General features: G+C 69.4%; 21 protein-coding genes. 10 read left to right on the top strand and 11 right to left on the bottom strand.

Features of this window, described 5'->3' with window-relative positions; translation table 11 throughout:
• The 6 genes from AC3WQR_RS04810 to AC3WQR_RS04785 all read right to left on the bottom strand — a co-directional run bounded on the left by AC3WQR_RS04810 (position 1) and on the right by AC3WQR_RS04785 (position 7,183).
• Positions 1 to 2,976 carry a formate dehydrogenase subunit alpha gene (locus AC3WQR_RS04810; RefSeq protein WP_095949992.1) on the bottom strand — a complete coding sequence of 992 codons (2,976 nt, stop codon included), beginning with the start codon at positions 2,974 to 2,976 and terminating at the stop codon, positions 1 to 3.
• Between the two features lie 9 nt (positions 2,977 to 2,985).
• Positions 2,986 to 3,210, bottom strand: a complete 225-nt coding sequence (locus AC3WQR_RS04805) for a formate dehydrogenase (RefSeq protein WP_492741283.1) — start codon at positions 3,208 to 3,210, stop codon at positions 2,986 to 2,988.
• A gap of 114 nt (positions 3,211 to 3,324) precedes the next feature.
• Positions 3,325 to 3,942 carry a TorD/DmsD family molecular chaperone gene (locus AC3WQR_RS04800; protein WP_492729615.1) on the bottom strand — a complete coding sequence of 206 codons (618 nt, stop codon included), beginning with the start codon at positions 3,940 to 3,942 and terminating at the stop codon, positions 3,325 to 3,327.
• Positions 3,939 to 6,017: a 4Fe-4S dicluster domain-containing protein gene (locus tag AC3WQR_RS04795; RefSeq protein ID WP_492741352.1), complete on the bottom strand. Its 2,079-nt coding sequence runs from the start codon at positions 6,015 to 6,017 to the stop codon at positions 3,939 to 3,941. Before AC3WQR_RS04795 ends, AC3WQR_RS04800 begins: the two co-directional genes overlap by 4 nt.
• On the bottom strand, positions 5,977 to 6,600 hold the full coding sequence (locus AC3WQR_RS04790) for a DUF3306 domain-containing protein (RefSeq protein ID WP_492741282.1): 624 nt from the start codon (positions 6,598 to 6,600) through the stop codon (positions 5,977 to 5,979). The genes AC3WQR_RS04795 and AC3WQR_RS04790 overlap by 41 nt, the downstream gene beginning before the upstream one ends.
• A complete protein-coding gene (locus AC3WQR_RS04785) occupies positions 6,593 to 7,183 on the bottom strand; it encodes a DUF3305 domain-containing protein (RefSeq protein ID WP_492741281.1) in 591 nt (196 codons plus the stop codon). Before AC3WQR_RS04785 ends, AC3WQR_RS04790 begins: the two co-directional genes overlap by 8 nt.
• 82 nt (positions 7,184 to 7,265) lie before the next feature.
• Between AC3WQR_RS04785 and AC3WQR_RS04780 the strand changes: the two genes are divergently transcribed.
• Entirely contained in the window at positions 7,266 to 8,177 is a 912-nt protein-coding gene (locus AC3WQR_RS04780) for a formate dehydrogenase accessory sulfurtransferase FdhD (protein WP_492741280.1), read from the top strand.
• Positions 8,178 to 8,191: 14 nt separating this feature from the next.
• On the opposite strand, the gene AC3WQR_RS04775 is transcribed toward AC3WQR_RS04780, so the two are convergent.
• On the bottom strand, positions 8,192 to 9,214 hold the full coding sequence (locus tag AC3WQR_RS04775) for an alpha/beta fold hydrolase (protein ID WP_492741279.1): 1,023 nt from the start codon (positions 9,212 to 9,214) through the stop codon (positions 8,192 to 8,194).
• 372 nt (positions 9,215 to 9,586) lie between these two features.
• Positions 9,587 to 10,327, bottom strand: a complete 741-nt coding sequence (locus tag AC3WQR_RS04770) for a response regulator (RefSeq protein WP_307694344.1) — start codon at positions 10,325 to 10,327, stop codon at positions 9,587 to 9,589.
• A gap of 193 nt (positions 10,328 to 10,520) precedes the next feature.
• Here AC3WQR_RS04770 and AC3WQR_RS04765 point away from each other — a divergent pair, with 193 nt between their 5' ends.
• Genes AC3WQR_RS04765 through AC3WQR_RS04755 form a run of 3 tightly spaced genes read left to right on the top strand, consistent with a single transcriptional unit; the run spans position 10,521 to position 14,153 of the window.
• Positions 10,521 to 10,940 carry an organic hydroperoxide resistance protein gene (locus AC3WQR_RS04765; RefSeq protein ID WP_307589588.1) on the top strand — a complete coding sequence of 140 codons (420 nt, stop codon included), beginning with the start codon at positions 10,521 to 10,523 and terminating at the stop codon, positions 10,938 to 10,940.
• A 51-nt stretch (positions 10,941 to 10,991) separates the two neighbouring features.
• Entirely contained in the window at positions 10,992 to 12,356 is a 1,365-nt protein-coding gene (locus AC3WQR_RS04760; protein WP_492741278.1) for an ATP-binding protein, read from the top strand.
• A gap of 24 nt (positions 12,357 to 12,380) precedes the next feature.
• Complete coding sequence (locus tag AC3WQR_RS04755; protein WP_492741277.1) at positions 12,381 to 14,153, top strand: cytochrome c biogenesis protein DipZ; 1,773 nt, start codon at positions 12,381 to 12,383, stop codon at positions 14,151 to 14,153.
• A gap of 12 nt (positions 14,154 to 14,165) precedes the next feature.
• Here the strand turns inward: AC3WQR_RS04755 and AC3WQR_RS04750 are convergent, their stop codons facing one another.
• Genes AC3WQR_RS04750 through AC3WQR_RS04740 form a run of 3 tightly spaced genes read right to left on the bottom strand, consistent with a single transcriptional unit; the run spans position 14,166 to position 14,846 of the window.
• Entirely contained in the window at positions 14,166 to 14,417 is a 252-nt protein-coding gene (locus tag AC3WQR_RS04750) for a hypothetical protein (RefSeq protein WP_062479609.1), read from the bottom strand.
• A gap of 12 nt (positions 14,418 to 14,429) precedes the next feature.
• The gene (locus tag AC3WQR_RS04745; protein ID WP_062479607.1) at positions 14,430 to 14,675 is read right to left on the bottom strand and encodes a hypothetical protein; all 246 of its coding nucleotides are present in this window, start codon (positions 14,673 to 14,675) and stop codon (positions 14,430 to 14,432) included.
• Between the two features lie 9 nt (positions 14,676 to 14,684).
• Positions 14,685 to 14,846: a hypothetical protein gene (locus AC3WQR_RS04740; RefSeq protein ID WP_169805078.1), complete on the bottom strand. Its 162-nt coding sequence runs from the start codon at positions 14,844 to 14,846 to the stop codon at positions 14,685 to 14,687.
• 204 nt (positions 14,847 to 15,050) lie between these two features.
• Between AC3WQR_RS04740 and AC3WQR_RS04735 the strand changes: the two genes are divergently transcribed.
• From AC3WQR_RS04735 to AC3WQR_RS04710, 6 genes are all read left to right on the top strand, one after another.
• Positions 15,051 to 16,001, top strand: a complete 951-nt coding sequence (locus tag AC3WQR_RS04735; RefSeq protein WP_062479604.1) for a LysR family transcriptional regulator — start codon at positions 15,051 to 15,053, stop codon at positions 15,999 to 16,001.
• A 157-nt stretch (positions 16,002 to 16,158) separates the two neighbouring features.
• Positions 16,159 to 16,668 (top strand): cupin domain-containing protein, encoded by a 510-nt coding sequence (locus AC3WQR_RS04730; protein WP_492741276.1) that lies wholly within the window; start codon positions 16,159 to 16,161, stop codon positions 16,666 to 16,668.
• 137 nt (positions 16,669 to 16,805) lie between these two features.
• On the top strand, positions 16,806 to 17,813 hold the full coding sequence (locus AC3WQR_RS04725; RefSeq protein ID WP_159277683.1) for a hydroxyquinol 1,2-dioxygenase: 1,008 nt from the start codon (positions 16,806 to 16,808) through the stop codon (positions 17,811 to 17,813).
• A 98-nt stretch (positions 17,814 to 17,911) separates the two neighbouring features.
• Positions 17,912 to 19,375: an aldehyde dehydrogenase family protein gene (locus tag AC3WQR_RS04720; protein ID WP_492741351.1), complete on the top strand. Its 1,464-nt coding sequence runs from the start codon at positions 17,912 to 17,914 to the stop codon at positions 19,373 to 19,375.
• A gap of 38 nt (positions 19,376 to 19,413) precedes the next feature.
• Positions 19,414 to 20,388, top strand: coding sequence for a tripartite tricarboxylate transporter substrate binding protein (locus AC3WQR_RS04715; RefSeq protein WP_492741275.1), 975 nt, complete (start codon positions 19,414 to 19,416; stop codon positions 20,386 to 20,388).
• A 22-nt stretch (positions 20,389 to 20,410) separates the two neighbouring features.
• Positions 20,411 to 21,478 (top strand): maleylacetate reductase, encoded by a 1,068-nt coding sequence (locus AC3WQR_RS04710; protein ID WP_492741274.1) that lies wholly within the window; start codon positions 20,411 to 20,413, stop codon positions 21,476 to 21,478.

Raw genomic sequence — 21,478 nt, 5'->3', positions numbered from 1 at the left:
TTATGCTTTCTCGATGTTGCAGACCGTGGTCTTGGTCTCTTGCATCATGGTGACGCTGTCGTAGCCGTAGGTGGTGGCCGTGTTGATGGCCTCGCCGCGCACGATGGGCGCCGCGCCCTTCGGGTAGTAGGCCAGCAGGTCTTCGCCCTGCCAGCGGCCCGAGAAGTGGAAGGGCATGAACACCGTGTCGGGCCCCACGCGCTCGGTCACGAGGGCCTGCACGTTGAGCTTGGCGCCCGTGGGCGTGTGCACCCAGGCGCGCTCGCCGTTGCGGATGTTCTTCTCGGCCGCCACCTTCGGGTTGATCTCGATGAACATCTCCTGCTGCAGCTCGGCCAGCCAGGGGTTGGAGCGGGTTTCCTCGCCGCCGCCCTCGTACTCCACGAGCCGGCCCGAAGTCATGATGTAGGGGAACTTCTCGGCGATCTTGTCGGCGATGTTCTTCTGCTGCACCGTCTTGTAGAGCGTGGGCATGCGCCAGAAGGCCATCTTGTCGTCGTGCGTCGGGTACTTGGCGACCAGGTCGGGGCGCGTGCCGTAGATCGGCTCGCGGTGCTGCGGGATCGCGTCGGGAAAGTTCCACACCACCGCGCGCGCCTTGGCGTTGCCGAAGGGGTGGCAGCCGTGGTTCTTCATGAACACGCGGATCATGCCGCCCGAGCTGTCGGTCTTCCAGTTCTTGCCCTCGGCCTTGGGCTTCTCGGCCTCCGTGAGTTCGTCCCACCAGCCGAGCTTCTTGAGCAGCAGATGGTCGAGCTCGGGGTAGCCGGTGGTGATGTCGGCGCCCAGCGAGTGGGAGCCGTCCTCGGCCAGCAGGTTCTTGCCGTTGCGCTCCACGCCGAAGTTCGCGCGGAAGTTGCCGCCGCCGTCCATCACGTGCTTGGACGGGTCGTACAGGTTCGGCGAGCCGGGATGCTTGAGCTCGGGCGTGCCGTAGCAGGGCCAGGGCAGGCCGAAGTAGTCGCCCGAGATGTCGTAGCCGTTGACCTTGTCCTTGACCGCCCCCTTGGCCCGCAGCGTGCGCACGTCGAAGGCGGCCATGTTGCGCATGTGCGCCTGCAGCCGCTCGGGACTCTGGCCCGAGTAGCCGACGGCCCAGCAGCACTTGTTGATCTCGCGCAGGATGTCGTCGGGCACGGGCTCGTCCATGCCCTTGACCTTCTGCATCTTGTAGTTCTTGCTCAGCTCCTTGCCGAAGCCCAGGCGGTCGGCGAACTGCTGCATGATCATGTGGTCGGTGCGGCTTTCCCACAGCGGCTCGATGACCTTCTCGCGCCACTGGATCGAGCGGTTCGACGCCGTCACCGAGCCGCTGGTCTCGAACTGCGTGCACGCGGGCAGCAGGTACACCGCGCGGTTCGCGTTGGCGTCCTCGGGCCGGCCCGGCATCGCGGCCATGGCGGCCGTGGCCGAGGGGTACGGGTCGACCACGACCAGCAGGTCGAGCTTGTCCATGGCCCGCTTCATCTCGAGGCCGCGCGTCTGCGAGTTGGGCGCATGGCCCCAGTAGAAGACGCCGCGCAGGTTCGAGTCCTGGTCGATGAGCTCGTTCTTCTCGAGCACGCCGTCGATCCAGCGCGACACCGTGATGCCCGGCTTGCTCATCATCGCGGGCGAGGCGAAGCGGCCCTTGATCCATTCGAAGTCCACGCCCCAGGTGGCGGCGAAGTGCTTCCACGAGCCTTCGACCAGGCCGTAGTAGCCCGGCAGCGAATCGGGGTTGGGGCCGACGTCGGTCGCGCCCTGCACGTTGTCGTGGCCGCGGAAGATGTTGGTGCCGCCGCCCGAGGTGCCCACGTTGCCCAGCGCCAGCTGCAGGATGCACGAGGCCCGCACGATGGCGTTGCCGATGCTGTGCTGCGTCTGGCCCATGCACCACACCACGGTGCCGGGGCGGTGCTCGTGCAGCATGGTCGCGACCTTCAGCACCTGCGCCTCGTTCACGCCGCAGGCCTCCTCGACCTTGTCGGGCGTCCACTTGCTCATGACTTCCGCGCGCACTTCTTCCATGCCGTAGACGCGGTCGTTGAGGTAGCGCTTGTCTTCCCAGCCGTTCTTGAAGATGTGGTGCAGGATGCCGAACAGGAACGCGATGTCCGAGCCCGAGCGGATGCGCACGTACTCGTGGGCCTTGGCCGCCGTGCGCGTGAAGCGCGGGTCGACCACGATCATCTTGCAGCCGTTTTCCTTGGCATGCAGCATGTGCAGCATGCTCACGGGGTGCGCCTCGGCCGCGTTCGAGCCGATGTACATCGCGATCTTCGCGTTGCGCATGTCGTTGTACGAATTGGTCATGGCGCCGTAGCCCCATGTGTTCGCCACGCCCGCGACCGTGGTCGAGTGGCAGATGCGCGCCTGGTGGTCGCAGTTGTTGCTGCCGAAGAAGCTCACGAACTTGCGCAGCAGGTAGGCCTGCTCGTTGCTGTGCTTGCTCGAGCCGATCCAGTAGATCGCGTCGGGGCCGCTGGCCTTGGTGAGTTCCTTCAGCTTGGCGGTGATTTCATCCAGCGCGGTGTCCCAGCTGATGCGCTCGTACTTGCCGTTCACGAGCTTCATCGGATAGCGCAGGCGGTACTCGCCGTGGCCGTGCTCGCGCAGCGCCGCGCCCTTGGCGCAGTGCGCGCCGAGGTTGATGGGCGAGTCGAACACCGGCTCCTGGCGCACCCACACGCCGTTCTCGACCACCGCGTCGGACGCGCAGCCGACCGAGCAGTGCGAGCACACGGTGCGCTTCACTTCGATCTTGCCGGCGCCGATGGCCGTGGGCCGGCCGTCGGCGGCCTTGGCCTTCTGGATCAGCGTGAGCTGGCTGGCCGCCAGGCCCACGCCGACGCCCAGGCCGGAGCGCCGCAGGAAGGCGCGCCGGTCCATGGTCGGCAGGGCGTTCGCGAGGCCGCGCCGCAAACTGTGAACGAAGGGCGATGCGTCGGAGGCCCGCGGGCTCGCGGTGCCTGGGGATTTTCTGGTCAGAAGCACGGGGTCTCCTCAGGCTGACGTGGTGGCGTAGTAACGCTTGACGTGTTCGCTCAGGGAATAGCCGCCGCCGTTTTCGGGCGGGGGCGGCAAAGAGGGGGCGACGGCGGCGACGGGTGTCTCGGCCATGTTTGGCAGCGACGTGACGGCCACCGCGGCGGCGCCGGCGGTGGCGGCACCGAGAAAGAATCCGCGACGGGAGGCCGGCTTGATGCCGGTGTTTTGGCTGTCCTGCATATTGACTCCAGGAGTGGCTGGGCGCGACGAGAGAGGGGAAACCCGGTCGGCCTTGTGGATACTAGACCAGCAACAAGGTGTGAGCAACCTGAATACCCCTCGCATTCGTTCGCTTCAGTCCAGCATGTCGAAGGCCTGCGCCTCGACATCGCCGAACGCGCGTGTGAAGGCGGCGAGCGCCGCATAGAACCGCGCCTTCGGATGCTGCAACACAGCATCGCACAAGGCGGGCAGCCACGGCTGGACGTGTCTGGAGAACATCGCCTGCTGCTGCGTGAGGTTGGCCACCGCCACGTCCTCGCCGGCGATCAGGTAGCGCATGACCTCGAACAGGCAGGCGATGTGGTCCTCGGTTTCGTAGGTGGTCTCGGTGCGCGCCAGGCCCAGCTTGTCGAGGTCGTGGCGCAGCTGCACGAGCGGCTTGTCGTTGAGAAAACCGCTCAGGTAGTGCGAACCGAACAGGAAGACCTCGGGCTTGCCGATGCCGCCGAAGAGCGCGTCGTATTCCTCGTGCGCGGCGGCGGCGCTGGTGTCGCGCGCGATGCCGACCAGCTGGCGCCACGGCTCTTCCAGGAAGGCGCCCGCGGCCGGCGCCTCGGTGGGCGCGACCTGGAAGGCTTCCAGCAATTCGGCATCGGGCGCGGCGTACCACAGGCGCGCGAGCAGGCCGTAGAGCTCGGCCCGGGCCACCTCCTCGTCGAGCGCGGACGTGGCGGGAAAGGTCTGGCTCATAGCGGGGTGATCTTCACTTCGTTGGTGGCGCTGTACAGGTCGATGACGCGGCAGTCGCTGCACATCTTGAGGCGCTCCAGCGCTTCGCCCTGGAACATGGCGTGCCCGGCCAGCTTGCCGAGCATGGCCTCGATGGCCTTTTGCGTGCCGAAGGGCTTGCTGCAGCGGATGCAGGCCCAGGGCTTGGCCTCGTTCAGCAGCACCTGCTGCTTGCGCTCGGGCGCGGCCAGCAGGCGCGGCACGAGCGAGACGGCGTCCTCGGGGCAGGTGGTTTCGCACAGGCCGCATTGCACGCAGTTCTTCTCGATGAAGCGCAGCTGCGGCGCGCTCTGGCTGTCCAGCAGCGCGCCCGACGGGCAGGCGCTGACGCAGGCCAGGCACAGCGTGCACTTGTCCTTGTCGACCGCGACGGCGCCCAGCGGCGATCCGGCCGGCAGCGCGAAGGCCAGCGGGGCCTCGGCGGGCGCCTGAAGAGCCGGGGCCGCGTCCATCAGATGGTCCAGCGCCATCTCGAGCCGGTCGCGCTTGTCGGCGCCGACGGCGAAGCGGGCGGCCGTGGCCGGCACGCGCTGCGTGGTCGTGCGCAGGCCGGCCAGCGCGGCGTCCAGAACAGCGGGCGAATCGGCCTCGATCACGTGGAAGTGCGTGCCGGTGTAGCCCAGGCCGAGCAGCAGCGCCTGCGCGACGTCCCGCTGTTGCTTGAGCGCCGCGAGGTACTGCGGCGCCTCTTCGCCGGTGCACAGCACCGCGACCTGCGAGGCGCCGAAGGCGACGGCGCTCAGCCACAGGTCGATGCCGGTGCTGGCCGCATGAAAGAGGTCGACCGGTATCACGCGCGCCGGCACGCCCTGGGCCTTGCCCAGCTGCGCCTGCCGCCCGAGCTGTTCGAGCAGCGCCTGGCCGCCTTCCTGGCTGTGCAGCAGCAGGGCCGCATCGCGCCCGCCCGCCGCGGCATAGGTGCTGAGCAGCTTGCGCAGCTTCAGGCCCTGGTCGGGCGCGCGCGGGTAGGTGTAGCCCAGCGCGCCCGTCGGGCACACCGTGGTGCAAGCGCCGCAGCCGACGCACAGGTTCGGGTTGACCACGATGCGCTGGCGCTGCGGGTCGCTGCTCACGGCATGGGCCGAGCACACCTCGACGCAGGCGTTGCAGCCGACCACCTCGTTGCGGCTGTGCGCGCACAGCTTCTGCTTGTAGTCGAAGAACTTGGGCTTCTCGAATTCGCCCACCAGCTCGCGCAGGCGCAGCAGCGTCTGCAGGCCCTCGGCCTGCGCGACGCCGCCGGGCAGGTGGAAGTAGCCCTGCGGCGGCGCGTGCCAGTCGATCTGCGGCGCGGCGCCGAGGTCGAGCACGAGGTCGAAGGCCGCGTCGAGCGCCTGCGGCTCGCGGCTGAAATTGATGGCGCCGGCCACGCTGCAGGCGCGCTCGCAGTCGCGGTGCGAGGTGCAGCGCGCGTTGTCGATCTGGTAGTCCAGCCCGATGGCCTGCTCGGGGCAGGCGACCACGCAGGCGTTGCAGCGGGTGCACAGGTCGAGGTCGATCGCGTTGTCGCGCGTCCAGCGCAGCGTGAAGGCGCCGAGCCAGCCGGTGAGCGAATCGATGCGCCCGGCGATCACCGGCCAGCGGCGCGCCTGGGCGCCACCGTCTGCACCGGGGCCCTGCGCGAGCACGGTGACGTCGAGCGTGTCGCCGACCAGCGCCGCGGCGCGTTCGGCGGCGTCGAGCGGGCCGATGATCAGCAGCCGGCCCTGGCTGGTGTAGGTCACGGTCGAGACGGGGTCGGGCTCGGGCAGGCTGGCGGCGGCCAGCAGCGCGGCGATCTTCGGCATCGCGCTTTTCGCGTCGCGGCTCCAGCCGCCCGTCTCGCGGATGTTGATGAAGCGGATCGGCGAGGTGGCGTCGGGCGTCTGCGTGGCGAGCTCGCCGAACAGCCGTTTTTCCTGGGTGCAGGCCACCACGACGTCGTCGCCGGACTGGATGGCGCGCTGGAAGGAGGTCGCCTCGCGGCGGCACAGCGACGAATGCAGCGGGAGGGTTTCAGCCAGTGCCGCGCCGAGCGTCTTCGGCTCGAGCGGCATCGTCTGGTTGCAGTCGCAAATCAGCGTGGTGGTCATCGGTTTCTTGGCTGGCGGGTTGCATCGCGGCAACCGGCGGGCTGGGAAGCGTTTCGGAACCCTGGGACTGTGCCACGTCCGACGTCTCGGCGTCGTCGGGGGTTTCCGGGGGAATGTCTTCGGGGTCTTCGTCGAAGAGCTTGAGGAACTTGGCGCTGGCCATCTGGCGCAGCACGCTCTCGGGCACCGGGGTGGACTGGGAGTAGTCGTCGACGTAGGTGTCCAGGCCGTCCATCACGTTGAAATGCGGATCGGCAAAGAGCTTGCGGAAGGCCGCGTTCTTGACCTCGGGCGCGACCTCCTTCGTGAGGAAGGGCTTGAAGTCGGACCCGATGTCCAGTGCATCCACGTCCGCGAGCGTCAACGGCGGCGCGGTGTCCTGCTCGCCTTCGGCGGCGGGGGGCTCGGCGAGCGCGGCGGGGGGTGGCACTGGCGCCGGCACCGCAACGGGTTCCACGGCCGGCAGGGTCTTTTCTTCCACGGCGGCCTCGGCCGCGCGCACCTCCTGCTTGCGGCGCGACCAGCGTCCCAGGAAACCCTCAGACATCGCCCGCGCCTCGTCCGCGCTTCTTCTCGGTCGTCACGCTCGCGGCGTTGCCAAAGCGGTCGACCAGCGAGCGGAAGCTCTCGGGCCGCCGGCGGCGCTTGGGCTCGACCACGTAGTGCTCGTCGACGAAAGCGCGCACCCAGTCGACCACCTCCGCGGGCGCCGGCACCTGCTCGACGGTTTCCTGCGCATCGAGCCAGCGCCCGGCCTCGTAGTAGCTGAGCGTGACCACGACCGGCCGCGGAATGGGTTCCGTGGAAAGCGTCGGTTCCTCGTCCATGCGCCACAGCACGAACCAGCACGGGGTCGGCGTGATCGCGTTGAGGTGGTAGCCCTCGGCCTCGTCGCGGTATAGCTCGACCTGGAAGCCGGGGTGCAGCCAGTGCTGCTCGCCGTCGTCGTCGCGCAGGAGGCGCGGCTCGGTGCCGAAGCCGGGTTCGTCGGGCAGCACGCTGTCGAGCGTCCAGCGCCAGGGCTGCCAGTGGCTCGAGGGGCCGTGCAGGCGCTCGCGGCGCATGACCACCGCGACGTCGAGCGTCGGGCGGCCCGTGGGCGCGGTCGCGGGAATGTCCGAAGAAGGCATGAACGAACCATAGCCGATGGCGCGCCCGTTCGCGAGCAGTACCCCTTCGAGCTCCGCTCGCAGCGGTGGCGTAGGATTCCGCATGGCCCCACGTGAAGACGACGCAGAAGACGAGACACCGCTGGCTTTCGATGCGGTCCCGCTGCCCCGGCGCGCCGGCGCGCCGCGCCTGAACCCGGCGCGCGGCCCGCTGCTGCGCCGCATCGAGATCGTCGACCAGCACGGCGAGCGCCGCGACATCGACATCCCGGCGGAGCGGCCGTTGACCGTCTTCGTCGACAAGCGCGAGCTCGTGACGCTGATGACCCTGGGCGCAGCGCCCGAGCTGCTGGTGCTGGGCTACCTGCTCAACCAGGATCTCGTGCGGCGCGCCGACGAGGTCGAGAGCATCGACGTCGACTGGAGCGTGGAGGCGGCCGCCGTGAAGACCCACCGCGGCATCGCGAACCTCGCCGAAAAAACCGCGCACCGGGTCGTGACCACGGGCTGCGGACAAGGCACCGTCTTCGGCGACGCCATGGCGCAGATCGGCGCCGTGCGGCTGCCGGCGGCGCAGTCGGCGCGCATTGCGCAGGGCACGCTGGCGCGCATCCTCGAACAGATGAAATCGCGCAACAGCGTGCATCGGCACGCCGGGTCGGTGCACGGGTGCGCGCTGTTTTGCGGCACCGAGATGCTGGTGTTCGCGGAGGACGTCGGCCGGCACAACGCCATCGACACCATCGCCGGATGGATGGCGGTGCATGGCGTCGACGGCGGCGACAAGGTCTTCTACACCACGGGCCGCCTGACGAGCGAGATGGTGATGAAGTCGGCCCACATGGGCGTGCCGATCGTCGTCTCGCGCAACGGCGTCACCGCGATGGGGCACGAGCTGGCCACCCAGCTCGGCATGACCTTGTTCGGCCGCGCGGCCAACCGCCACTTCCTGTGCTACTGCGGGTTCGAGCGCTTCGACGCCGAGCCGCTGGCGCAGGCGCTCGCCGCCGACTGAGGGGCCTGCGCGGCTTACCCGCGCGCCACGTCGATCACCGCCTTCGCGAACGCTTCGGGCGCCTCCTGCGGCAGGTTGTGGCCGATGCCGCCGCTGACCAGCCGGTGCTCGTAGCGCCCCGAGAACTTCTTCGCATACGCGCTGGGTTCCGGGTGCGGCGCGCCGTTGGCGTCGCCTTCGAGCGTGATGGTCGGCACGCCGATCACCGGCGCCTGGGCGAGCCGGTTCTCCAGCGCCTGGTACTTCGCCTCGCCCTCGGCCAGGCCGAGGCGCCAGCGGTAGTTGTGCACCGTGATCGCCACGTGGTCCGGGTTCTCGAAGGCGACGGCGCTGCGCTCGAAGGTGGCGGCGTCGAAGTTCCACTTCGGCGAGGCGAGCTGCCAGATGAGCCTGGCGAAGTCGTGGCGGTTCTTCTCGTAGCCCGCGCGGCCGCGCTCGGTCGCGAAGTAGTACTGGTACCACCACTGCAGCTCGGCCTGCGGCGGCAGCGGCGCCTTGCCGGCCTCCTGGCTGCCGATGAGGTAGCCGCTGACCGACACCAGCGCCTTCACGCGCTCGGGCCACAGTGCGGCCATGATGCACGCGGTGCGTGCGCCCCAGTCGCAGCCGGCCACGGTGGCGACGGGGATCTTCAGCGCGTCCATCAGCGCAATGATGTCGACGGCCACCGCCGACTGCTGCCCGTTGCGCGGCGTGTCGGCCGATAGGAAGCGGGTGGTGCCGTAGCCGCGCAGGTACGGCACGATCACGCGAAAGCCCGCGGCGGCCAGCTGCGGTGCGACGTCGACGAACATGTGGATGTCGTAGGGCCAGCCGTGCAGAAGGATCACCGGCGCGCCGTCGGCCGGGCCGGCTTCGTAGTAGCCGATGCGCAGGCTGCCGGCGTCGATGCTCTTGAGGGGTTCGAGGCGTCGGGTGCCGCCTGTGGCGGCGGATTGGGCGAAGGCGGGAACGATCGACGTGAGCTGCGTGGCGGCGAGGCCGAGCGCGGCCTTGCCGAGGAACGAACGGCGCGGCAGCGAGGGGGAGGCGGTCATGGAAATCTCCTGGGATTCGAAGGGGGACGGCGCGATTGTTCGGGGGGAAACCCACCTGCTGCTCGGCTTGTGTATGCCTCTGTATCCGCGCCGGTTCCGGCCACACTAAATTTCAATCGCAGGCGTGCGAAGGCACCTCGACGAAACGTGGTGTGTCGATGTCGGGCCGGGATACACAGGCATACGCAATGCCCGTTGCGCGGCGAGAAGGCGGCCAACAATCCGTCCGTCCTCCACCCATTCATCGCCCGAAGGAAATCCCCATGACGCGCCCTCGCGGATTCAAGAAGCTCTGGTTCGCGCTGCTGTTCTTCGCGGGCGGGCTGGCGCACGAGCTGCGCCACCCGACCCAGTGCCAGAGCGTGGCGTCGGTCAGTCTCTCGCTTCGACCGCCGAAGCGAGCACGTAGCCTTCGCTGCGCACGGTCTTGATGTAGCGCGGCTCGCGCGCGTCGTCGCGCAGGCGCTGGCGCAGCCGGCTCACGAGCAGGTCGATGGAGCGCTCGAAGAGCTCGGCTTCGCGCCCCTGCGTCAGGCTGAGCAGCTGGTCGCGGCTGAGCACCTTCTGCGGGTGGTCAAGGAATACGCGCAGCAGCCGGTACTCGGCGCCGCTCAGCGCCACCATCACGCCGGCGTCGTCGATCAGGTGGCGCGCCACCGTGTCGACCTGCCATTCGCCGAACCCCAGCTTCTGCGAGGGCTCGACGGTGCCCATGTTGGGCGGCAGCATGCGCGTGCGCCGCATCACGGCGCGGATGCGCGCCAGCAGCTCGCGCGCGGAAAAGGGCTTGGCCAGGTAGTCGTCGGCGCCCATCTCCAGGCCCAGGATGCGGTCGGCTTCCTCGCTGCGCGCGGTCAGCATGAGGATGGGCGTGGCCTTGTACTTGCCGGTGCGCAGGTCGCGGCACAGCGTGAGCCCGTCTTCGCCGGGCAGCATCAGGTCCAGGATGATCAGGTCGAAGGGCCCCGACGCGTCGAGCGCGGCGCGCATGTGGCGCCCCGTGGGCACCGCGACCACGCGCAAGCCGTTCTTCACCAGGTAGGTGGTGAGCAGTTCGCGGATGTCCCGGTCGTCGTCGACGATGAGGATGTGGTCGGAGGTCTTGGGCGTCATGGCAGGGGAGGCGGTGGCGGCACGGCGCCGCAGCCGCAATGTAGCGTTCCGGCGGCGCGCGGGCCATGGCCGTGGAAACGTAGTGTGTGGTTTCGCGGGCCAGATACACAGGCATACAGAAGGCGATCCGGCAGGGGGCGGGCGGCCCAACAATCCGTGCGTTTTCCAACCACCCTGCATTCAAGGAACCCCCATGACCCGCATCGACAAAGTCCTCTACACCGGCAAGACCCGCACCTCCTCGGGAGGCCGCGACGGCGAGGCGCGCAGCTCCGATGGCCGCCTGGACATCAAGCTCTCGTCGCCCGGCAGCGCCGGCACCGGCACCAACCCCGAGCAGCTGTTCGCGGCCGGCTGGTCGGCCTGCTTCATCGGCGCGATGGGCAAGGCGGCCGGCAAGATGAAGGTCGCGCTGCCGCCCGACCTGGCTGTCGATGCCGAGGTCGACCTGGGCACCGCCGGCGGCGAATACTTTCTGCAGGCGCGCCTGAACGTGAGCCTGCCGGGCCTGGACCGCGAGGTGGCGCAGGCCCTCACCGAGGCCGCGCACCAGACCTGCCCCTATTCCAAGGCGACCCGAGGCAACATCGACGTTGCCATCCACCTGGTGTGAGCCCGCTGCGCTGACGACGCATCGCCACGCCGCCTGACCAAGAAGCTGTTCATGTCCACTTCCGCGAATCCCGTTGCGAATCCGAGCGGTACCGCGCCGCGCTGGCGCCGGCTGCTGCCCGGCTCGCTGTTCTCCCGCGTGACGCTGATCATCGTGGTGGGCCTGGCGATCGCGCAGCTGCTCACCTTCGCGGCGATCCGCTACGAGCGGAACATGGCGCTTCGCGAGCTGATGATGATCGGCATCGAGCGCGACATCGCGAGCTCGGTCGCCATCCTCGACCGGCTCCCCGCGGCGGAGCGCGCCGGCTGGCTCGACCGGCTGGAACGGCGCAACTACCGCTTCGTGCTGGGCGGCAACGCGCAGGGTGGCGCGCCCCGCTCGGAGGCTTCGCAGCAGTTTGCCGCGGCCATCGTCGATGCGATGCGCCCGTTCCCGGTCGTCAAGGTCGGCGAGGTGGCCTGGCCGCCCGAGGGCCTGCAGATCGAGGTGCGGCTGGGCGACGGCTCGTCGGTGGTCGTGCACGCCATGCGCGTGGGCATGCCGGTGTCGGGCTGGGTGATGTGGCTGCTGGCGGGCCAACTGCTGGTGCTGGCCTTGTGCGCCTGGGTCGCGGTGCGGCTGGTGACGCGGCCGCTCGCGCAGCTGTCCGCCGCGGCCGACCAGCTCGGCCCTGATCTGAAAGGCCGCACGCTGGTGGAAGAGGGTCCGACCGAAGTGGCGCATGCGGCGCGCGCCTTCAACGCCATGCAGCATCGCATCGCGGGCTACATGGCGGAGCGCGTCGAAATCCTGGCGGCCATCTCGCACGACCTGCAGACGCCCATCACGCGGATGCGCCTGCGCACCGACCTGATGGACGACACGCACGACCGCGAGAAATTCCGCCAGGACCTGGACGCCATGAACGCGCTGGTGCGCGAAGGTGTGACCTATGCACGCACGCTCCATGGCGCCACCGAGCCGCCGCTGCGCATCGATGCCGACGCGCTGTTCGAGAGCATGGTGGCCGACTACGAAGACGTGGGCCAGCAGGTGCGACTCGACGGCCGGGCCGGCGCGCCGATCGTGAGCCGCCCGAACGCGCTGCGCCGCATCCTGATGAACTTGATCGACAACGCGCTCAAGTTCGGCTCCGACGTGACGCTGCGCGTGCAGGCTGAAGGCGAAGGCGGCCGCCTCGTGGTGAGCGTGCTCGACAACGGCCCGGGCATTCCCCCCGAGGAACTCGACGCGGTGCTCAAGCCCTTCTACCGCGTCGAAAGCTCGCGCAACCGCAGCACCGGCGGCACCGGCCTGGGCCTGGCCATCGCGCACCAGCTGGCCATGGCGATGGGCGCCGAGCTCACGCTGCACAACCGCCCCGAAGGCGGGCTCGAGGCGCGGCTGGCGTTGGCCACCGCGCCCGCTCGCTGAACCCGACCCCCCATCTTTCACACCATGCTCATCCTCTTCATCGCCTACCTGGGCGGGGTGCTCACGATCCTGAGCCCCTGCATCCTGCCGGTGCTGCCCTTCGTGTTCGCGCGCGCCGACCGGCCCTTCCGCTCGCACGGCCTGCCGATGCTCGTGGGCCTGGCACTGGCCTTCGCCGTGGTCGCCACGTTGGCGGCCGTGGGCGGCGGCTGGATCGTCACGCTCAACGAATACGGGCGCTACGCGGCCATGGCCTTGCTCGCGCTGTTCGGTGCGACGCTGCTGTTCCCGCGCGTGGCCGAGCGCCTGAGCCGGCCGCTGGTGGCGCTGGGCCTGCGCATGTCCCGCACGTCTGATGAGCCGCAGGCCTCCGTGTTCTCGCCGCTGTGGTTGGGCGTGGGCACGGGCCTGCTCTGGGCACCGTGCGCGGGGCCGATCCTCGGGCTGATCCTGACGGGCGCGGCGCTCAACGGCGCGAGCGTCGGCACCTCGCTGCTGCTGCTCGCCTATGCGGCCGGCGCGTGCACCTCGCTCTCGGTGGCGCTGCTGTCCGGCGGCCGGCTGCTCTCGGCGCTGAAGCGCACGCTGCCGACCGGCGACGGGGTGCGGCGCATCGCCGGTGCCGCGGTGCTGGCCGGCGTGGGCGCCATCGCGCTGGGGCTGGACACCGGCTGGCTCGCGCGCCTGTCGCTGGGCACCACGTCGACGCTGGAGCAGGCGCTGGTAGACACGCTGCGCCAAGACGCGCCGCAGGCGCAGCGCGCAGACGCCGGCTTCGTGCGCGTCGCGGACACCCGCCCGGCCCCGGTGCCCGCGCGCGAGCTCCGCGTCGAAGGCCGGCTGCCGTCGCTGGCGGGCGCGACCGAACGGATCAACTCGGCGCCGCTCACGCCCGAGGCCTTGCGCGGCAAGGTCGTGCTGGTCGATTTCTGGACCTACTCGTGCATCAACTGCCTGCGCACGCTGCCCTACGTGCGCGCGTGGGCCGAGAAGTACAAGGACGCGGGCCTGGTCGTCCTGGGCGTGCATGCGCCGGAGTTCGCGTTCGAGAAGAACCCGGCCAACGTGCGCAAGGCCGTGAAAGACCTGGGCATCGGGTTCCCGGTGGCGCTGGACAACGATTTTTCGATCTGGCGCGGCTTCGACAACCAGGCCTGGCCGGCGTTCTATTTCGTCGATGCGCAGGGGCGCATCCGCCATCACCAGTTCGGCGAGAACCGCTACGACAAGGCCGAGCAGGTGATCCAGCAACTGCTGGCCGAGGCCGGGCAGGCGCAGGTCGCCGACGGGCTGGTGGCGCCGCTGGGGCAGGGCACCCAGGCCGCGCCCGGTGCCGAGCCGGCGCAGTCCGGCGAAACCTACCTGGGCCATGCGCGGGCGCACGGTTTCGCGTCGCCCGGCGGCATCGCGCGCGACCGTGCCAAGGCCTACGAGCCCGTGGCTTCCTCATTGCGCACCAACCAGTGGTCGCTGGGCGGCGACTGGACGGTGGAGGGCGAACGGGCCGTGCTGAACCAGGCCCATGGCCGCATCGCCTACCGCTTCAAGGCGCGCGACCTGCACCTCGTGCTCGGCCCGATGGCCGACGGCAAGCCGGTGCGTTTCACGGTGCGGGTCGACGGCCAGCCGCCGCTGGCGGACCACGGCGCCGACACCGATGCCCAGGGCCACGGCGTGGTCGATGCGCAGAAGCTGTACCAGCTGGTGCGGCAGTCGGCGGGCAGCGGCAAGGAACGGCTGTTCGAGATCGAGTTTCTCGACGCCGGCGCGCAGGCCTACGCGTTCACTTTCGGTTGAGCGGCGCGCCGGTCAGGGCGTCAGGCCCGCCGCGTTGACGGCCCGGCAGGTGTCGACCTCCTGGCGCGTGGGCAGCACGAAGCAGCGGGCGTCGGCCTCGCGCGCGACGGCTTCGCGCAGCTGGCGTTCCTGCGCGGTTTCCACCTGCAGCTCGACCAGCCACTTCATGAGCAGCGCCATCACGATCAGCAGCACCACGGAGGCCGCAAGCAGGGTCGTGCGCCAGCTCTGGACGCGAAAGACGGAGGCGTTCGAAGTACTCATCGCGTGCGGCCCTCAGCTCGACAGCTGCGGAAAGATCCAGATGCTCATGCCGAGCACCACGCCCGCGCCCAGCGACATGGCCGCCGCGGTCGCGAACAGGCAGGCCACGAGCAGGCTCGGCACGACCACCGACATGCTCAGGAACGCGATGGCGACGAGCACATAGGCCAGCACGGGCAGCAGGGCGATGTAGGCTGGCCGCGCGGTGCCGGTCGGCAGTTCGTCGGGCGTCATGTCACGCAGGAACGGGTTCAGCATGGCGGGCGATCAGCAGTTGCCCTTCTTGGCCTGGCCCGGCGGGCAGAAGTTGCCGCCCTTGTGCGCCGGCCCGGGCTCCGCACGCGGGGGCGGCGCGTGGTGGTGCACGCAGGCGCTCATGAGAACGGATGCCGCCAGCGCGAGCATCACGGTGATCGTGGATTTGGTCATGGGAACTCCCTGCTTCGATTTCTTGTGCACCCGGGGTGCTTCGGGGCAGGACAATAGTTGCCGTATTAACAATCTCACAGGGAAATGCTCACATTTGTGGGCGAATTGAGAAGGGTGCGGTCAATCTCCGTGCGGGATTGCGCAGTACTTCACACCCATGCGGCCGACCGGCCGCCGCCGCGCAACCGCTACATTGCATGCCCCATGGACCGCCTCGAGAACATAGAGACCTTCGTGCGGGTCGCACAGACCCAGAGCTTTGCCGAGGCCGCGCGCCAGCTGCGGGTGTCGAAATCGGTGGTGACCAGCCGCGTGAAGCAGCTCGAGGACCACGTCGGCGCGCCGCTGTTCCACCGCAGCACGCGGGTGGTCCGGCTCAGCGACGTGGGGCAGGCCTTCCTGCGCGACTGCGTCGAGCTGGTCGGGCGGGCCAACGACATCATGGACCAGATGCGCGACGCCAAGGACGGGCCCACCGGCACGCTGCGCGTGCATGCGCTCACGGGCTTCGTGCTGGGGCATTTCGCGACGCTGCTGCGCGCCTTCCAGGTGAGCTTTCCGGACATCCACCTGGAGCTCATCGTGAGCGACGCGGTGGTCGACCCGGTGAAGGCGGGCGTCGATTGCGCGCTGCAGATCTTTCCGGCGGCGTCGACCGAGCTGGTGTCGCGCCCGCTGTTCCCGGTGCGCCGCGTGTTCTGCGCCACGCCCGAGTACCTGCGCGCGCACGGCCGGCCCGCGAGCCCGCGCGAGCTGCACAAGCACACGCTCGGCCTGTACTCGGGCTACCCCACGCGCGACCGCTGGACCTTTCATCACGCGGGCGAGCAGGTCACGCTGTACATGAGCGCGGCGCTGCTCACCAACAGCGTCCACCTGCTGCGCGAGTACGCCATGGAGCACGCCGGCATCGTCTGCCTGCCGACGCTGGTGGCGGGCGAGGCGATCCTGCGCGGCGACCTGGAGGTGGTGCTGCCGGCGCACCAGCTGTCGTCGTTCTCGCTCAGCGCGGTGTATGCGGGCACCTCGCGCAATGCCTTCAAGCTGCGCCTGTTCATCGAGCACCTGACCCAGGCGTTCTCGAAGGTGCCGCCGTGGGACGCCGCCATGATCGAGCGCGGCCTGCTGCCGCCGGGGCTGATCTGGGACGCCTGACGCGATCGCTGTCCGTTCCGGGGTAAACCCTGTGCATTGAACGGATTTGCCGAACAATGCGGCCCGCGTTTCGGGCCTACCGCTCGCGCCCCCCGTTTCCTACAGTGCACACATCGCAGCCACCACGCTGCATCGTCCGGCACCTCAGGAGACACCCATGACCGTCGCATACCAGACCCGCTTCGGGTCCCTCAAGCACTTCGAGAAAGGCCACGTCGAGCCCATCGACGACGACGTGCGCCACTACGCGTTCTCCAACTGCTTCGAGATCGCCAGCATCAGCGCACCGTACGAGAAGGTCGTGTTCGGCCAGAACCAGATCTACGTGCTGGAAACGCTGCGCGCCGAAGGCACCTCGCCCTGGTTCACCTGCGCCCACGACGAGTTCGCGCTGGTGATGGACGGCGAAATCGAGGTCCACCTCGTGCAGCTCGATGCGGCCCAGACCGTGGCCGACACCGAGAAGAACGGCGCCGTGCGCGTGAAGGGCGAGCCGCAGGGCAAGAAGATGGGCTGGATGAAGCTCTCGCGCGGCCACCAGGGCCTGCTGCCCAAGAACACGGCCTACCAGTTTCGCGTGGCCGGCGACCCGGGCGTGATCGTGCTGCAGACCTGCAAGGGCGATCTGTCTGTCGAGAAGTGGGCCGACATCTGCCAAACCAGTTGATCACCCCCAGGCTACGCGCACTTCGTGTCGCTTCGCCAACCCCCTCACCGGGGGCAACACCGGCGGCCCGGCAAAGCCGGTTCCGCGGTGTTCCTTGAAAAGGCAATCCGGTCCCCATCGAATATTGGAGTTGAACCATGAACGCACCCGCAGAACTCGCCAAGGTCATCGCATCGCAGCCCGATGCCACGCTCGGCTACAAGGATTTTTCGCTCGGCAGCTTCGGCTTTCGCCGGGACGAGTACTTTGCCCACATCACCTGGAAGACCCGGGACGGCCGTCCCATGAGCCACACCATGGACGCCGGCAACTACCTGCGTGCGCTGATGCGCGACGTGGCCTGGGGCTTCTTCTACGGCTGGGTCAACTTCGACAACGTGTTCGGCACCATCAACCACTACGACTCGGTCGACCTGTACGCCGGCAGCTTCAACGGCACCATGAAGGACGCGGGCATCGACCTGCTCGAGAACTTCCCCACGGCGCAGATCCGCGCCACCTTCGAGGCCATGCTCGACGACTGGACCAACGCGGCCTTCGACCCCTTCGCCGCGCCGCAGGAAACCGGCTCGCCCTACGGCCGCAAGAGCGGCAACAACACCGCCAAGATCACCCGGGCGCGCGAGCTGGCCAAGCGCTGCGTGGGCCTGAAGGGCGACCTCGACCTGCGCAGCGACGCGCGCGGCGCGCCGGTCAACCGCGCTTTTGCCGACGTGCCGCAGGGCCAGCCCGAACTGCACCCGGAGCCGGGCTTCGAGAACGAGGTGCACGCCTTCAACCTCTTCGGCTTCCTGAGCCGTTCGCAGGTCACGTGGAACCCGAGCTTCACCTCGGTGGTGAAGCACAGCTACATGTGCCCGACGACCGAGGAGCACATCCTGCCGATCATCCACGGCAACGACCGCGTCGAGTGGTTCTTCCAGATGACCGACGAGATCCACTGGGACTGCGGCGACAAGAACACCGGCAAGCCCATGGCCCGCGTGATCATGAAGGCCGGCGACATGGCCGCCATGCCCGCCTACTGCCGCCACCAGGGCTTCAGCCCCAAGCGCTCGATGCTGCTGGTGTGGGAGAACGGCTCGCCCAGCCTGGTCTACGAGATCCAGAAGGGCGAGTCGCCCGAGATCCCGGTCGAGTTCTGACCGGCCGGCCCGCCGCCGCCTCTTCTTTCTTCCCGCCATTCATCCATCCAGCCCTCCCCGCGCGGGGAGGGCGAGGAGAACCCATGCCTGCTCTTTCCATCCGCCACCAGCTTTTCATCGACGGCCGTTTCGTCGACGCCGAATCCGGCGAGACGCTCGCCACGCTGAACCCGCACGACAACACGCCCATCGCCCAGGTCGCGCTGGCCGGCAAGGCCGACGTCGACAAGGCCGTGGCCGCCGCGAAGCGCGCGTTCCCCAAATGGAGCCGCATGGCCGCCGCCGATCGCGGGCGCATCCTGCTGAAGCTGGCCGACCTCATCGAGGCCAACGGCGAAGAGCTCGCGCGGCTCGAATCGCTGGACACCGGCCACCCGATCCGCGACTCGCGCCGGCTCGACGTGCCGCGCACGGCCGCGTGCTTTCGCTACTTCGGCGGCATGGCCGACAAGTTCCAGGGCGAGACCATTCCGGTGGAAGAGGGCTTTCTCAACTACACGCTGCGCGAGCCCGTGGGCATCGTCGGGCAGGTCGTGCCGTGGAACTTCCCGCTCATGTTCACGAGCTGGAAGATGGCGCCCGCGCTGGCGGCCGGCAACTGCATCGTGATGAAGCCGGCCGAGATCACGCCGCTCACCTCGCTGCGCATCGCCGAGCTGATGGCCGAGGCCGGCGTGCCGCCCGGCGTGGTCAGCATGCTGCCCGGCCTGGGCAGCGTGGCGGGCCAGTACATCGCCGAGCATCCCGAGATCGCCAAGATCGCCTTCACCGGCAGCACCGCCACCGGCCGGCGCATCGTGCAGGCCAGCGCGGGCAACCTGAAGAAGGTGCAGCTCGAGCTCGGCGGCAAGGGCCCCAACATCGTGTTCGAGGACGCCAACCTGCAGGCCGCCGTGAACGGCAGCGCCTGGGCCATCTTCCACAACCAGGGCCAGGCCTGTATCGCGGGCTCGCGGCTGATGCTGCACGAGAAGATCGCCGACGCTTTCCTCGAGCAGTTCATTCCGCTCGCGCAGTCGATCCGCCTGGGCAACCCACTCGACGAGGCCACCGAGATGGGCCCGCTCACCAGCGCCCAGCACCGCGACCGCGTGCTGAGCTATGTCGAGGTCGCGCAGGCGCAGGGCGGCGAGGTGCTGGCCGGCGGCGGCGCGCCCGGCGGCGACCTGGCGCAGGGCTGCTACGTGCAGCCGACCGTGGTGCGTGCCCGCTCGTACCAGGACCGCGTGGCGCAGGAAGAGGTGTTCGGCCCTTTCGTCACCGTGCTCACCTTCAAGAGCGACGAAGAGGCGATGCAGATCGCCAACGGCACCGACTACGGCCTGGGCAGCGGCCTGTGGACCCGCGACCTGCAGCGCGCCCACAAGGTGGCGCGCGACCTGCACGCGGGCATGGTCTGGATCAACAGCTACAAGCGCGTGAACCCCGGCTCGCCCTTCGGCGGCGTGGGCCAGAGCGGCTACGGCCGCGAGATGGGCTTCGACGCGATGCGCGAGTACACGCAGGTGAAAAGCGTGTGGGTCAACGTCGACGCGCAGATTCCGCCGCACTTCGTGCGCTGAGAGCTTTCCTGTTCTCTTCAATCCGACGGACGCACACGATGTCTTTCTCGATCCTCTCCCGGGCCCTGGTCGCCTGCACGCTGCTGTGGGGCATGGCCGCGCAGGCCCAGGCGCCGGCCTGGCCGACCAAGCCGGTGCGGCTGGTCGTCGGCTTTCCGCCGGGCGGCATCGTCGACACCGTCGCGCGCCAGTTGCAGCCGCGCCTGCAGGCCGCGCTCGGCCAGACCGTGATCGTGGACAACCGCAGCGGCGCCGGCGGCACGCTGGCGGGGGCCGAGGTGGCCCGCGCGACGCCCGACGGCCACACGCTGCTGATGGTGTTCGACAGCTACGCGACCTACCCGCTGGTCTATCCGAAGCTGAGCTTCGACATCGGCAAAGACTTGCAGCCCGTGACACAGGTGGCGAGCAACCCGCTGGTGCTGGTGGTCAACCCGAAGGTCGAGGCGAAGGATTTCGTGCGCTTCGTCGGCCTGCTCAAGGCGCAGCCGGGGCGCCTGAACTACGCCAGCGTCGGGCCGGGCTCGAGCAACCACCTCACGGCCGAGTACTTCAAGGCCGTGAGCGGCACCTTCGTCACGCACATCCCTTATCGCGGCGGCGGTCCGGCCCAGCAGGACCTGCTGGGCGGGCAGGTCGAGATGATGTTCCTCTCGGCGGTGCTGGCCCAGCCGCATGTCAACGCGGGCCGGCTGCGCGCCCTGGCCCAGACCGGCGCGCAGCGCGTGGCCGCCTATGCCGACGTGCCCACCGTGGCCGAGAGCGGCTACCCCGGCTTCGAGGTGAGCTCCTGGGTCGGCCTGCTGGCCCCGGCCGGCACGCCGCGCGCGGTGGTCGACCGGCTGCAGGCCGAGGTGCGAAAGATCGTGACCGAGCCCGCGTTCCAGCAGCGGCTGCGCGAACAGGGCCTGACCGGCATCGCCAATACGCCCGAGCAGTTCGCCACCGTGCTGCGCACCGAGCAGGACAAGTGGGCCCGGCTGGTGCGCGAGCGCCGCCTGAGCCTCGAATAGCCAGAAAGAAAAGGAGCGCGCCATGCACGACTTCATCCACACGACCCATCCGCAGCGCGTGGTGTTCGGCGCCGGTTCGCTGCGCCACCTGGCGCGCGAGATCGATGCGCTGGGCGCGAAAAAAGCGCTGGTGCTGTGCACGCCCGAGCAGCGCCCGCAGGCCGAGCGCGTGGCGGCCTCGCTCGGCGCGCAGGCGGCCGGCCTGTTCGACCGCGCCGTGATGCACGTGCCCGTGGAAACGGCGCGCGAGGCCCGCGACCTGGCGCGCCGGCTCGGTGCCGACTGCGCCGTGGCGCTGGGCGGCGGCTCCACCACGGGGCTGGGCAAGGCCATCGCGCTGGAATCCGGGTTGCCGATCGTCGCCATCCCTACCACCTACGCGGGCAGCGAGATGACGCCGATCTACGGCCTCACCGAGAACGGCCTGAAGAAGACCGGCAAGGACCCGTGCGTGCTGCCGCGCACCGTGATCTACGACCCCGAGCTGTCGCGCACGCTGCCCGTGGGCCTGAGCGTGACCAGCGGCATCAACGCGATCGCGCACGCGGCCGAAGGCCTGTACGCGCAGGACAGCAACCCGGTGATGGACCTGATGGCCGAGGAGGGCATCGCGGCGCTCGCACGTGCACTGCCCGCCATCCGCGTGCAGCCCGACGACCTGGCCGCACGTTCCGATGCGCTGTACGGCGCCTGGCTCTGCGGCGGCGTGCTCGGCGCGGTGGGCATGGCCCTGCACCACAAGCTGTGCCACACGCTGGGCGGCAGCTTCAACCTGCCGCACGCCGAGGTGCACACGGTGGTGCTGCCGCATGCGCTCGCCTTCAACGCGCAGGCCGCGCCGCGAGCCATGGCGCGCATCGCGCGCGCGCTCGGCGGCGTGTCGGCGCCGGCGGCGGTCTATGCGCTGGCGCGCGACAACGGCGCGCCGGTGGCGCTGAAGGACATCGGCATGCGCGCCGCCGACCTCGACCGCGCGGCCGACATCGCCGTCGCCAACCCGTACTGGAATCCGCGGCCCTTCGGCCCGGCCGAGCGGGACGCAATCCGCGCGCTGCTGCAACGCGCCTTCGACGGCGAGCCGCCGGGTTAG

Source organism: Variovorax sp. FW305-3-2-15-B-LB1 (genome assembly GCF_058787635.1).
This window is presented reverse-complemented; position numbering and strand designations above follow the sequence as displayed.